Genomic DNA, 13,332 nt, shown 5'->3' on the forward strand with positions numbered 1-13,332 from the left:
CTCCCGCCGCGCCGCCCGACCGGCCGCCGCTCCCCCGCGACGCGCCCCCGACGACGGCACCGTGCTGGCCGGTTCCGAGCCCGTTCGCCGACCGCGCACCGCCCTGTACGTCAGTCTCGGGGTCGTCGGCGCGCTGCTCCTGTTGGGCGGCGCCGTCACGGCCCTGGCCCTCGTGCTCGGCGGAGGCTGACGATGGCGGAACGCGCTGCTCCTCGACGACTGCGCACCAGCACCCTCGTGGGCGCCGGTGGCGTGCTCGCCGTGGTCGCCCTGGTGGTGACCCTCGCCGTCGTCTGGCCGGGCTACGACGCCCGGCAGACACCCCTCGACGACGGCACGTTGTGGGCCGTCCAGACGGGCGCGGGCGACGGGTACGCGCGGGTCAACCTCGAGCTCGGCGAACTGGACACCGTGAAGACCGCCGAGAACGCGAGCTCGCTGGCGCAGACGGGCGATCGGCTCTTCGTCTTCGCCGAGAGCGACACGCAGTTCGCCGATGTCAACCCCGCCACCCCGCCGGACCTGACGGCCACGAGTGAGGACGCCTTCACGCGGGCACCCGCCGGGACGGTGCAGACCGTGTCCGCCGGTGACTTCCTCGTCTTCCGTTCCGACGTCGGCGGCGTCTACGCCGGCACCCTCTCCGGCGGCGGTCGCACTCTGGCGATCGACCCGTACGCCGACGTGGAGGTGGCCGAGGGCGAAGAGCGGCCCCGGTTCGTCGCGACGGCGGTCACCGTCGACGCCGACGGCATCGTCTACGCGTACTCGGCCGAGGAAGGGCGCGTCGTGCGCGCCGCCGCCGATACCGGGCGGATCCTCGGTGAAGACCCGGTCGCCGGGACGATCGACGACGCCCAGCTCACCGCCGTCGGCGGCCGCTGGGCGCTCCTGGACGAATCGACGGGAGCGGTCACGCTCTCCGGGCGGGATGATGCGATCGCCACCGACGCCGTGGCAGGCGCGAAGCTCCAGCGCGCCGCCACGGGCGACGGCGACGTGTACCTCGCCGACACGGAAGGACTGATCCGCATCTCGCGCGACGCGGGCACGGCCGAGCGGATCGTCGCCGAGACCCTGGGGACACCTGCGGCTCCCCTGACCCAGAACGGCACCACCTACGCCGCCTGGCTGCGCGACGGCGCCGGGGGCGGCACGCTCTGGACGAGCACCGACCCCGCGCTCAATCCCCTCGACTACGGCTCGGGGACCCTCGGCGAGCAGGTGGACCCCGACTTCCTGACCAACGGCACCCGCATCGCCCTGAACGAGCGCAGCTCGGGCTGGGTATGGACGGTCCCGGCGGGCGCCCTCGTCGCGTCGTCGCAGCAATGGGCGCTCGACGAGACGGCCGAAGCCTCCCCTGACGACGACACCGTCGCCGAGCGGGTGCTGGAGCCCAAGCCCCCGGTGGCCGTGGACGACGCCTTCGGCGTGCGGGCGGGATCCGTCGCGCAGCTGCCGGTCCTGCTGAACGACCACGACCCGAACGAAGACGTGCTGAGCCTCGACGTCTCCTCCCTGAAGGGACTCGACCCGGCGTTCGGCACCGTCTCGGTCACGGGCGCCGAGCAGAGCCTCGTCGTCCACGTCGCAGAAGGCGCGAGCGGATCGGCGACGTTCCGTTACCGCGTGACCGACGGCACGCGCAGCGACGGGCTGCTCTCGAACGAGGCGACCGTCACCCTCACGGTCGTCGATCCCGACACCAACCGTGCTCCGGCGCCGTGCGACCCCGACGACTGCCTCGCCGAGCGGCCGCGTCCCACGGTCGCTCCGGGCGGCACCGTCACCTTCGACGCCCTCTACGGCTGGGTCGACCCCGACGGCGACCCGCTGTACCTCGCGGCGGTGGACAACGAGACGGGCGTCGGTTCGGCCGCCGGCCAGCCCAGCGGCACCGTGACCTACCAGCACCCCGACGCGCAGAGCGACGAGGCGATCGACGTGACCCTCATGCTGACGATCGCCGACGCCAGGGGCGCGACCACTCGACGCGCGGTGACCGTCGCGGTCACCCCGACACCGCGCCTGACCGCGCAGTCGTTCGCCGCGACGGGGGTGGCGGGAACGCCGCTGTCGATCGATCTCTCGACGCGCGTGTCCGGCGCCTCCGGGGCGCCGGTGCTCTCCAGCGCCGTCGTCCTGGACGAGGCGGCTGCCACGGTCTCCCCCAACGTCGCGGGGCTGAGCATGGAGTTCACCGCCGAGCGAGCCGGCTCCTACCTCGTGCAGTACACCGTCCGCGACGACCGCGGCGAGGAGACCGCCTCGGTCCGGGTGACCCTGCGCGATCCCGACGAGACCGCCATCTCCACCCCGCCGCTCACGGCCTTCGTCCGGCCGGGCGAGGACGCCACGGTCGATGTGTTCCCGCCGGTGTCGAATCCGGCCGGGCTCGTCCTGCTCCTGAGCGACCTGCGTCCGGAGAGCGCCCCGGGAGCGACCCTGAGCGTCGACCTCGTCGGTCAGAGCATGATCCGCGCGAGCGGTTCGACCGACGACGGGTCGCCGGGTGTGCTGGGAGTCGTGCGCTATCGCGTGTCGGACGGCACGGGTGGCGCGGCGGCGAGCGCGGACGGCGAGCTGACGGTCATCCTCCTGGATTCCCCGCGCAGCGACCCGCCGATCGCCGTCGACGACGTCGTCACCGTCCGAGCCGGCGCCCAGATCGACATCCCGGTGCTCGAGAACGACAGCGCACCCGGAGGGGCGCTGTTCTCGATCGACCCGTCGACGATCGTCAACGAGAACGACGCCGGACTCGCCTTCGCCACCGGCCGGGTCGTGCGCTATCTCGCTCCGGACCAGCCGGGCACCTACGGCATCGGCTACACGATCTTCCGACTGGGCTTCCCCGATGCCACCGACTCCGCGCGCGTCATCGTCACGGTGGTCGGCGACGAGGCGAACCGCCCGCCGCTGCCGCGTGTGCTGGAAGGGCGCGTCCTCAGCGGCGAGTCGGTGCGGATCCCCTTCGACCGCTACGGCGTGGACCCCGACGGCGACGCCGTCACCCTCGACCGCATCGTCAGTCAGCCGGCGCAGGGCGGCTCGGCGACGATCTCACCCGAAGGCGACGCGATCGTCTACACGAGCCCCGACCAGTTCAGCGGCCAGGACTCCTTCCGCTACCAGGTGCGCGATGCGGAGGGGGCGACGGGAACCGCGGAGGTACGAGTGGGCGTGCTCGCCGCCGCCTCCGACCCGAGCCCGGTGACCTTCAGCGACTACCTCCAGATCCAGGTCGGTGCCGACAGCACCGCTGTCGTCCGTCCCACCGACAATGACCTCGACCCGGCGGGCGGCACACTCACCCTCGAGTCGGTCGAGCCCAACGCTCCCGCCGGCTCCGAGGAGTACGCGACGCTGGCGGGCCTGCTGGGCGAGGTCGAGGGCGACCAGGTCACGCTCCGGGCCGGCGAGACGCCGGGCACGAGCTCGTTCGTGTACACCGTGAGCAACGCCAACGGAGACACCGCGATGGGCCTCATCGTCGTCAAGGCCGTCCCGACTCCCGTGCCCGACTATCCCGTCGTCAGCGACACGACGCTCACGATCGAGACCCGGGAAGCCTTCCCCGCGGGGGTCGACGTGCTCAGCGGCAAGGTCGCGTGGAACACGGGCGACGTCTCGGGGCTGCGCCTGCAGCTGTGGGGCACGCACCCGGGGGTCCGCGTGGAGGGAACGAGGATCTCGGGGCAGATTCCCTCGGAGTCACTGCTGATCCCCTTCCAGGTCTCCGGGACGTCCTTCGACGGCACGGATGTCGTCTCGTACGGATTCCTGCGGGTGCCGGGCGACCGCGATGCGCGACTGGCCCTCCGGGCCGACGCCGCCCAGCTCGAGGTCCGCGAGAACGAGTCGCGGGATCTCGATCTGCGAACGGCGATCGCGATCCCGAGCGGCCGCACGCTGGACGTGGACGCGTCCGGGGTCCGAGCCGGGGGTGCGAGGGCGAACGCGCGCTGTGAGCTGGTGTCGGGGACCACGATCCGCTACACCGCGGGAGCCGACGCGCCGTGGACCGACACCTGCGTCGTGCCGGTCAAGCTCGACGTCCAGGATGACTACACCTACCTCACGGTGCGCGTGCGCATCGAGGCGGAGGAGCCCCAGCCGAGCCTGCGGAGCGCATCGATCACGGTGGGACCGGGGCAGAGCCAGGAGTACGACCTCACCGGGATGGTCCGGTGGGCGGGCAAAGAGGATTGGGACGCCCTCGCCTTCGCCGAGTCGTACCGCGGCGACCAGTTCACCGTGACGAGGTCGGGGTCGACGCTCACCGTCACCGCCGACGACGCCGCGCGTCCAGGACGCGAGGAACCCGTGAACGTCTCCCTCTCCAGTCACCCGGAGGCGGAAGCGGCGGCCCTCCTGCTGACCGTCGGGCCGGCTCCGTCGCAGCTTCCCAAGGGCGGGACAGCGAGCGAACGCTGTTCCCAGTCCGGCGGCGCTTCCTCCTGTCTCATCACGGTCGTCGGCGTCCCGGGAGAGATCAACCCGTTGCCCGGCACGCCGCTCGCGCTGGTCTCGGTGCGCTCGCCCGCCAACTGTCCCGGCGTCACGTTCCGCAAGGAGAGCGCCACGACGGTGCGCGCCTCCTGGTCGGCCGACACCCCCGGCCGCGCCGACTGCAGCGCCGGCTTCGTCGTGGCCGACGCCCAGGGCCGGCAGTCGGCCGGTGAGCGCAACGGCACCGTGCTGCTCGATCTGCAGGGGCTTCCGGCCGCGCCCACCCGGGTGGAGTGGACGGCGTTCACCGCCGGGACGGTGACCCTCCGCGTCATCTCGGATGCGACGTCGTATCCGGGCGTGGACGGCTTCCGGATCTCGGCGGGCGGTCGCGTGGTCGCGACGTGCGATGCGTCGGGGGCGTGTCCCGCGATCGAGGCCGAGACGGGCGTGCCGGTCACCTACCAGGCGCGCGCGTTCAGCTCGGTCGGGGAATCCCGCGGCTCGGTGCAGGTCAGCGCCTGGCCCTACGCCGCACCGGCCGCTCCCACGGGAGCGGAGGTCACGCCCACCCCCAACGGCAACACGGGCGGCGTGGCCACGATCACCGTCACCGGGGTCGATCCCACCACCGGCACCCTCACGCTCTCGGGGGGCGCCTCGGGCGAGGTCACCCAACCGGTGCGCGGGTCCAGCGTCGTCTTCCGCGACTACGACATCGGGTCGAACAGCCCCGTCTCCCTCACGGCGACTCCCCTCACCCGCTTCGAGCTGCCGCCGATCCCCGGCGGCTCCCAGACCGGAACGAGCTTCAGCTTCCGCGCGAACGGGATCGGGGCGCCCTCGCTGAGCCTCGAGGTCACCGCGTCACGCAGCAGCGATCCCGGAACGGTGACGGCCACGGCCACCGTCCTGCCCGACGGGACGGGCGACCGGATCGTCGTCGGCTTCACCCTGGACGGGGTCTGCACGCCCGATGAGCAGGTCGCCGCGGCCGGCGGCACGGTGTCGCGCACCTTCACGGGTCAGGAACTGTGGCGGGAGGCGACGGTCACCGCCTGCGCCGTCACCGAGCGAAGCGGCCAGCGATTCGGGCGCACCGAGAAGTCCGGCTCGGCGACGCCGGTCTCCGGGGTCCCCACCCCGACCGGGTCGGCGACCTATGCCATCGACAACCGCTCCTCTCAGCGCGGCGCCACCTTCACGTGGGACCGGTTCGCTCGCACGCCGGATCTGCGGGCGTCGTGGCCCTTCGAGGTGCGTTATCGGGCGCGCGGCGAGGAGTCCACCGACTTCCGCTCACTGTTCCCCGAGTTCGGTGACCCGGGCGCCATCACCGCCGTCTCGTGCAGCCGACTGTTCGGCTGTGGTGACCCGGTCTCGGTCACGGCGGACGGGCCGGCGTACCGCGCTCAGGTGGTGTTCCCGACCTACTGCGAGAGCGACCCCGACGGCGTCCGGCCCGGCACCGGCGACATCACCGTGCGCGCCAACCCGAGCGACTACACGACGTCCCGGTCGGAGGCGACCGACGATGCGGGCCGGCTCTCCCTCACCTACACGATCGCCTGGTCGGGAAGGCTCGCAGGGCTGGACTCGGCCTCATACACGGTGCTCTGCGAGCCGCCGACTCCCGACCCGGAGCCCGAAGAGCCCGATCCCGACCCGGACCCGGCCGGCCCGTGATCCCCCTCGCTTCCCTCCCCCGTCACCCGTTCCCCTCGAGAGGACCCCGATGACCGTCACCGCGGAACAGACCGCCTGGTTCCAGGAGACCTTCACCTCGCTCGTCGACAACGTGGAGCAGGTCGTGCTCGGCAAACGCCACGTCGTCGAGCTGGCGTTCACGGCGATGCTCTCCGAGGGACACCTGCTCCTGGAGGACGTCCCCGGCACCGGAAAGACCTCGCTCGCCCGGGCGATGGGGCAGAGCGTCCAGGGCACGAGCACGCGCATCCAGTTCACTCCCGACCTCCTCCCCGGAGACGTCACCGGCATCACGGTGTACGACCAGCGCAGCGGTCAGTTCGACTTCCACCAGGGGCCGATCTTTGCGAACATCGTGCTCGCCGACGAGATCAATCGCGCGTCACCCAAGACGCAGTCCGCCCTCCTGGAGGTGATGGAGGAAGGTCAGGTGACCGTCGACGGGATCACCCGCCGCGTGGGCGTGCCGTTCCTCGTCGTCGCCACGCAGAACCCCGTGGAGCAGGCCGGCACCTACCGGCTCCCCGAAGCCCAGCTCGACCGCTTTCTGCTCCGGACGAGCCTCGGCTACCCCGATCACGCCGCCACGGTGCGGATCCTGGAGGGAAGCGGAGCGCCGCGCCGCGAGGTCTCCTCGATCATCAGCCCCCAGGGGGTCGTGGGGATGGCCGATATCGCGCGCGACGTCTATCTCAATCCACTCGTGCTCGACTACATCGCGCGGATCGTGGAGGCCACCCGGCTCGCCTCGCAGGTGCGCATGGGCGTGAGCGTCCGCGGCGCCCTTGCGCTCACGAAGGCCGCGAAGACGTGGGCGGTCGCTCACGGTCGCGGCTACGTCACGCCCGACGATGTCAAGGCGCTCGCCGAGCCGGTGCTCGCCCACCGTCTCATCCTCGACCCCGAAGCGGAGTTCGACGGCGTCACGGCACAAGCCGTCATCGGCCAGGTGCTGCTGGACACCGTTCCCCCCAGCCAGCGGGACACCGTGTGAGCTTTCCCACCGAGTCGCGCCTGACCCGTACCGTCGCAGGTTCCGACGGCACGGGCATCTCGCGCACCCGCTACTCGACCGCCAGTTCCTCGACGGCGCTGGCGCTGCGCGGTCTGCGCTCGTGGCGGCGGGTACGCGCAGCCGCGTCGGCGGCGGGCGCGTGGGTGGCCGGGACGCTCACGGTGGCCGGCTGGACGCTGCTGTCGGTCGCCGTCGTGGGAATCGGGATCGGACTGGCGTTCGGATGGCTGGAGTTCGTGGCCGCCGGCGTCGTCTCGGCCGTGCTCATCGTGTTGTCGATCCCGTTCCTGTTCAGCGCCCGTTCCTACGACGTCGACCTCACCCTCGAGCACGACCGGGTGGTGGCGGGCAGTCCTGTCAGCGGGACCCTGACGGTGAGGAACACGGGGCGCGGGATCGCCCTTCCGGGGCGCATCGACATCCCGATCGGCGACGGGCTCGTCGACGTGTACATCCCGCTCCTGCGCAGCGACCACGTCCACGTCGACCAGGTCATCGTCCCCACCCACCGGCGCGGCATCGTCCATGTCGGCCCCGCCCGCACGGTTCGCGGAGACCCTCTCGGGATCCTCCGCCGCGAGGCGACGTGGGCCGATCGCCACACCCTGTACGTCCACCCCGTCACGACGGCGCTGCGCAGCACGACGGCAGGATTCATCCGCGACCTGGAGGGCAGCGCCTCCCGGATGGTCGTCGACTCCGACATCTCCTTCCACGCGATCCGCGAGTACGTGCCGGGCGACGCCCAGCGCAACGTCCACTGGAAGTCGACAGCCAAGACCGGCACCCTCATGGTCCGCCAGTACGAGGAGACGCGACGCTCCCGCATGGTGATCGCGTTGGCCGCGTCGGAGGCGGAGTTCGCCACCGACGAGGAGTTCGAGCTCGCGGTGAGCGCCGCCGCCTCGCTCGGCGTCCGCGGCATCCGCGATGGACGCGACGTCGACGTGGTGCTGGGCGGGGAGCTGCCCGAGCTCGTCCGGGCCTCGGCGCGGTCGATGCGCGAGCTTGCCACCGTGACGGCGCGGACCCTCCTCGACGACCTGTCCTCGGTCGAGCGCGCGCCTCGCGTGAGCGTGCTCGCCGACGTCACGTCGCTCGCCGCCGAGACCCACCCCGACGCGTCGATCGCCTTCCTCGTGTGCGGATCGACGCAGACCGCGCGAACCCTGCAGGCGGCAGCCCTCGCCTTCCCCACCGATGTGGCCGTCGTCGCGGTGATCTGCAATCCCGAGGCCGAACCGGGTTTCCGGCGCCTCGCATCGATGTCGGTCCTCTCGATCGGTCTCCTCGAGGACCTCCGTCTCCTCCTCGCCCGCGGAGCGCAGTCATGAGCGCCGCCCCGCCACTGCGGCGGCGATCGGCACGCCGCGCCGATCGCGCCTCGGCCTCGGCGCTGCTGGTCGCGGCGGGTCTGCTGGACCTCCTGTTCCTCATCGCGGCGGTCACCGCGTGGCCGATCTACCAGACCCCCGCCTTCGTGGTCGTGGTCGTGGTCGCCCTCGCGTCCGCACACCTCATCGCCGCGGCCGGCCTGCGCTGGCGCTGGTCGGGGTGGTGGGTCGCGCTGGCCACGATCGGCGTCTACGTGCTCGTCGGGACTCCGGTCGCAGCGCCCGCGCTCGTCACCGGCGGAGTGGACCAGGCCCTCGTCGCCCTCCGCGGTGTCGTCACCGCGCCGGTCACCGGTTGGAAGGACCTCCTCACACTGGAGCTTCCGCTGGGCAGCTACCAGACGATCCTCGCGCCCGCGTTCCTGCTGTGGCTCGCCGTCCCCACCGCGGCACTGTCCCTCGCGTGGCGCTCTCGGCGGTGGTGGGTCCTCGCTCCCGCGCTCGGACTGGCGCTCACGGCGTTCGGCGTGGTGTTCGGGGCACCGACCATCAGCGCACCGGTGCATTGGGGACCGGTGACCGTCACCGGCGCCCGAGAGATGGCAGCCGGGGCGGCCGCGCTCCTGGTCGCACTGGGCTTCCTCGTCTGGCGCACGCTCTACGAACGCCGCCGTGCGTTGCGGGCCGCCGAGGCGGCGACGGGCGTCCGCACCACGAGCAGGACGACATCGGCCACGCTCGGGCGCGTGGTCATCTCGATCGGCATGGTCGTCGCGGCGGTGGTCGTCGGGGCGGTCGCCGCGCCCTGGGCCCTCGCCGGCGCGCCACGGCAGGTGCTGCGCTCCGAGATCGATCCGAGGCTGGAGATCCAGCAGAGCCTGAGTCCCCTCGCGGAGTACCGGTCGTTCTTCTCGGATGATGTGGTCGACGACGTGCTTTTCACCGTCTCGGGCGGTGGCGAGCGGGTGCGCTTGGCCACGCTGTCCTACTACGACGGACGGCTGGCGCGCGTGCTGGATCCCGCGGCGGCCGCGGGCGAGCAGGCGACGGCGTTCGTGCGAGTCCCCTCCGCCCTCTCCGCCCCCGCGGGGACGCGGCCCGAGTCGGCACAGATCACGATCGGCGGCTACCGCGGCATCTGGATGCCGACGGTCGACGTGCTCACCGCGGTGCAGTTCCGCGGCCCGGACGCCTCGTCTCTGGCCGACGGCTTCTTCTACAGCGAGTCGGCGCAGATGGCCGTGCAGCTGAGCGATCCGGGTCTGGGGTCCGGCTCCGAGTACCGCCAGGACGCGGCCATCTCCACCCGACTTCCCGCCGTGGCCGACCTCGTGCCCGGGGGCTCGTCCCCCCGCTTCGCCCCCGAGACGGTCCCCGAGAGTCTCCAGGAGTGGATGCGGATGCAGGAGGCGCCGGCCGGAGGCCAGGGGCTTCAGCTGCTCATCGATCGTCTGCGCGCTCGCGGATACCTCAGCCACGCGCTCACCGTCGACCCGTCCGCGCCACCGCGGTGGCAGGCCGATCTCGGCGACTACACCTTCGCCCCGAGCCGCGCCGGACACTCCACCGACCGCATCGATGCCTTGTTCAGCGCCCTCGTGCAGCGACAGAACGAAGTGGGAGGCGACGAGGACGACCGTCTCGTGGCCGCCGTGGGTGACGACGAGCAGTTCTCCGTCGCGGCGGCGATGATCGCCGATCAGCTCGGTTTCGCCGTCCGCATCGTGGTCGGCGCGCGACTGTCGGGCGAAGATCTCCCCGCGTGCGAGGGCGGCTGCCGCGGTGGGGACATCTCGGCATGGATCGAGGTGCAGGACGTCTCGGGCGTCTGGGTTCCGATCGATGTGACCCCGCAGTGGAAGGCGGGAATGTCGCCGGACGACCTGCAGAACCGCGACCCCGAGGTGCCGACGGAAGTGCACGAGCAGAACGCCGAGCAAGTCCTCCCGGGCGAGGCGGATCCTGCCGATGCCGGCGACAGCCCCGAGGATCCCGGTGAGGACGCAGCCGACTGGAGCGGACTGTGGTCGGCGCTGCGCATCGGCGGCATCAGCGCCCTTGCGCTCCTGATCCTGATCGGACCGTTCCTCCTCGTCCTCATCGCCAAGGCGGCGCGACGGCGCTCCCGGCGCTCGGCGCCCGACGCCGTCGACCGCGTCACGGGCGGCTGGGACGAGTACGTGGACGCGGCGATCGACAGTGGGCTCCCGGCGCCGCCCACCCACACGCGGCAGGAACTGGCCACGCTGCATGCCGAATCCGCACCGGGCAGCCGAGCGACGACGCTCGCCTCCTGGGCCGACCGTTCCGTCTTCGATGTGGCCAGCCCCTCCGCCGAGGACTCCGAGCGCTTCTGGCAAATCGTGGAGGAGGAACGCTCCCGACTGATCGCCGACCGCGGGTTCTGGGCCCGGCTTCGAGCTCGCCTCTCGCTCCGGTCACTCCTGCGCCGGCCGGCGCGCACCGAGCGCGAGGCCGTACCTCGCCGACGCGACGCGAGACGGAGGACCGCATGACGGGTGAGAGCATGAACAGGACAGATCGGTGGGGACGGAACGCATGACGGAGATCACGGGGCTCGTGCTGGCGGGCCAGGCCATCATGGCGGTGGCCGTGTACGTGTGGATCGCTCTCGCGCTCTCGGCGGTGTTCCGCAAGGCGGGTGAGCAGCCCGGCAAGGCGTGGGTGCCGGTGCTCAACGCCTGGGTTCTGTTCGTCCTGGCCGGCATGCGCGGGTGGTGGTCGGTCGTCGTGGCCGGCGCGGTGGCCGTCGGCGCCGGCGTCTCGGTCGGCCTCGGCGGGGTGTTCGGCGCGGCGGCGCTGGAGGCGTCGTTCGAAGGCGACACCGCCGGCGCCCAGTCCGCCCTGCTGATGGCGACGCTGATCCCCGGCGTCGTGTGGCTGGCCGTCCTCGCATTCGCGTTCGTGCTCCACATCCGCCAGCAGATCGCCCTCAACGCGCGGTTCGGCCTCGGCACGGGATCGATCGTGCTCGGCGTGCTGCTCTTCCCGGTCTGGGCGAGCATCGTCGGATGGGGCTCGGCCCGGTGGCTCGGCGACAGGCCATCCGGCCATCCGGCGCCCGGCCAGGCCGCCCCCGCCCCGGCCGCTCCGGTCGTTCCGCCGTTGGCCGACTTCTCGTCGCGCCCGGCGGGCACCTCGCCGTTCGCCACCACCTCCGCGCCCTTCGCCGCCAGCCCCGCCCCCGCATCGGCACCGCCGTTCCTCACGCCCGAGCCGCCCGTCGTCGAGCCCCCGGCTCCGGCCACCGCGGCTGCCGACGCACCTCCACCGTCGGCGGCACCGTTCGGCGGCAATCCCTGGGCTCCCCCGGTTCCCTCCGCCCCTCCCGCCACCGGGACCCCCGTGGCGCCCGCGGCCCCGTCGCCAGGAGTACGCGACGCGGGAGCCGGGTCGGGCTCCGAGACCGGCGAGCACACCGTCATCGTCGATCGTCGCGCCACGACCTGGTCGCTCCTGCTCCCCGGCGGCGCCCAGGCGACGCTGACGGGATCGGCTGCCGTCCTCGGACGCAACCCGGTCGCCCCGGCCCACGCGCCGCACGCACAGCCGGTCGCGATCGACGATGTCACGCGGACGGTCTCCAAGACCCACGCCCTCCTCTCTCGCAGCGAGGCCGGATGGACGATCAGCGACCTGAGTTCGACGAACGGCGTCTTCGTGGGCCCGACCGCCGACACCGCGACCGAGGTCGTCGGCGTAGCCGAGGTCGATGGACCGTTCTTCCTCGGCGACGCGGCGATCGTGCTGCGCAGGGACGCATGAGCCGGCTGCACACGACGGTGGGAGCACACACCGACACGGGACGGCGACGCTCCGTCAACGAAGACGCGTACCTGGCGCAGATGCCGGTGTTCGTCGTCGCCGACGGGATGGGCGGCCACGACGCGGGCGACCGCGCCAGCGCCGCCGTCGTGGAGGTCTTCCGCTCGCTCGCGGGCCGCGACGAGGTGAGCGTCGACGATGTCACACGCGCCGTCGATGCCGCCCACTCGGCGGTCGGATCGATCGCCGCCGCCACGTCCCGCGGCGCCGGTTCGACCCTGACCGCCGTGCTCGCTGTCCGGCACGACGGGGAGTTGCGCTGGCTCGTCGTCAACATCGGCGACTCGCGTGTCTACCGATTGGTCGGCGATCGGCTCGAGCAGGTCACGGTGGACCACTCCGTCGCTCAGGAGATGGTGGACGCCGGACGCCTCTCCCGAGAGGAGATGGCAGCCTTCCCCGGCCGCAACGTCATCACCCGCGCAGTCGGGGAGGAACGCAGTGCCGCTGACTACTGGCTCCTCCCGATCGTCACCGGGGAACGGCTCCTGCTGTGCTCCGACGGACTGACGACGGAGCTGTCGGACGAGGCAATCCGTGCGGGACTGCTGATGGGCGGCGCCCCGGGTCGCACGGCGCAGGCGCTCGTGTCGCAGGCGGTCACCCTCGGCGGACGGGACAACGTCACCGCCGTCGTGGTCGACGTCGTGGCCGGGGGCGTGAGTCCGGCCGCAGAAGACGTGACCGGCGGCCTGTCGCTGTCGGCGGAGTCGACGACGATCGAGGCGGCGACGATCCGGACACGGCGCAGCCGCGGGCGAGCCGGATGAGCGTGGAGAGCCGGCGGGTTCAGCATGGCTGAGGAAGGAGCGAGGATGATCGACGACGACCACACGCGACGGAGTGACCGAAGCGTCCCCCTTCCCGACGAGGGAACGCGGGTCGTGGCGCGCCTCGTCCCGGGCGACGCGGCCTCCGCCGACGACGAGGCGACGCGACGGCGCACGTCCCCCGGCCGCGGGCCCGTCACGCCAC

Annotated in this window: 6 protein-coding genes and 1 pseudogene; all 7 read left to right on the forward strand. The window is 72.4% G+C overall.

Translation table 11 applies throughout. The features are described from left to right. Window positions 1–190: pseudogene (locus tag QM591_RS04460) on the forward strand (serine/threonine protein kinase); the annotation flags it as partial. A 2-nt stretch (window positions 191–192) separates the two neighbouring features. Next, entirely contained in the window at window positions 193–6,141 is a 5,949-nt protein-coding gene (locus QM591_RS04465) for an Ig-like domain-containing protein (RefSeq protein ID WP_415130026.1), read from the forward strand. Window positions 6,142–6,190: 49 nt separating this feature from the next. Continuing rightward, the gene (locus tag QM591_RS04470; RefSeq protein WP_415130028.1) at window positions 6,191–7,156 is read left to right on the forward strand and encodes an AAA family ATPase; all 966 of its coding nucleotides are present in this window, start codon (window positions 6,191–6,193) and stop codon (window positions 7,154–7,156) included. Continuing rightward, on the forward strand, window positions 7,153–8,511 hold the full coding sequence (locus QM591_RS04475; protein ID WP_415130030.1) for a DUF58 domain-containing protein: 1,359 nt from the start codon (window positions 7,153–7,155) through the stop codon (window positions 8,509–8,511). Before QM591_RS04470 ends, QM591_RS04475 begins: the two co-directional genes overlap by 4 nt. Further along, on the forward strand, window positions 8,508–11,027 hold the full coding sequence (locus QM591_RS04480; protein ID WP_415130032.1) for a transglutaminase domain-containing protein: 2,520 nt from the start codon (window positions 8,508–8,510) through the stop codon (window positions 11,025–11,027). The genes QM591_RS04475 and QM591_RS04480 overlap by 4 nt, the downstream gene beginning before the upstream one ends. A gap of 43 nt (window positions 11,028–11,070) precedes the next feature. Then, a complete protein-coding gene (locus QM591_RS04485; RefSeq protein ID WP_415130034.1) occupies window positions 11,071–12,297 on the forward strand; it encodes an FHA domain-containing protein in 1,227 nt (408 codons plus the stop codon). After that, on the forward strand, window positions 12,294–13,127 hold the full coding sequence (locus tag QM591_RS04490) for a PP2C family protein-serine/threonine phosphatase (RefSeq protein ID WP_415130036.1): 834 nt from the start codon (window positions 12,294–12,296) through the stop codon (window positions 13,125–13,127). The genes QM591_RS04485 and QM591_RS04490 overlap by 4 nt, the downstream gene beginning before the upstream one ends. The last annotated feature ends 205 nt before the right edge of the window (window positions 13,128–13,332 follow it).

It is taken from the genome of Microbacterium sp., from assembly GCF_047607225.1.
Classification (GTDB): Bacteria; Actinomycetota; Actinomycetes; order Actinomycetales; family Microbacteriaceae; genus Microbacterium.

Excerpts from the sequence above, each read along its gene's own strand:
- QM591_RS04465 (WP_415130026.1), top strand. The coding sequence starts at position 193 with ATGGCGGAACGCGCTGCTCCTCGACGACTGCGCACCAGCACCCTCGTG.
- QM591_RS04490 (WP_415130036.1), top strand. The coding sequence starts at position 12,294 with ATGAGCCGGCTGCACACGACGGTGGGAGCACACACCGACACGGGACGG.
- QM591_RS04485 (WP_415130034.1), top strand. The coding sequence starts at position 11,071 with ATGACGGAGATCACGGGGCTCGTGCTGGCGGGCCAGGCCATCATGGCG.
- QM591_RS04480 (WP_415130032.1), top strand. The coding sequence starts at position 8,508 with ATGAGCGCCGCCCCGCCACTGCGGCGGCGATCGGCACGCCGCGCCGAT.
- QM591_RS04470 (WP_415130028.1), top strand. The coding sequence starts at position 6,191 with ATGACCGTCACCGCGGAACAGACCGCCTGGTTCCAGGAGACCTTCACC.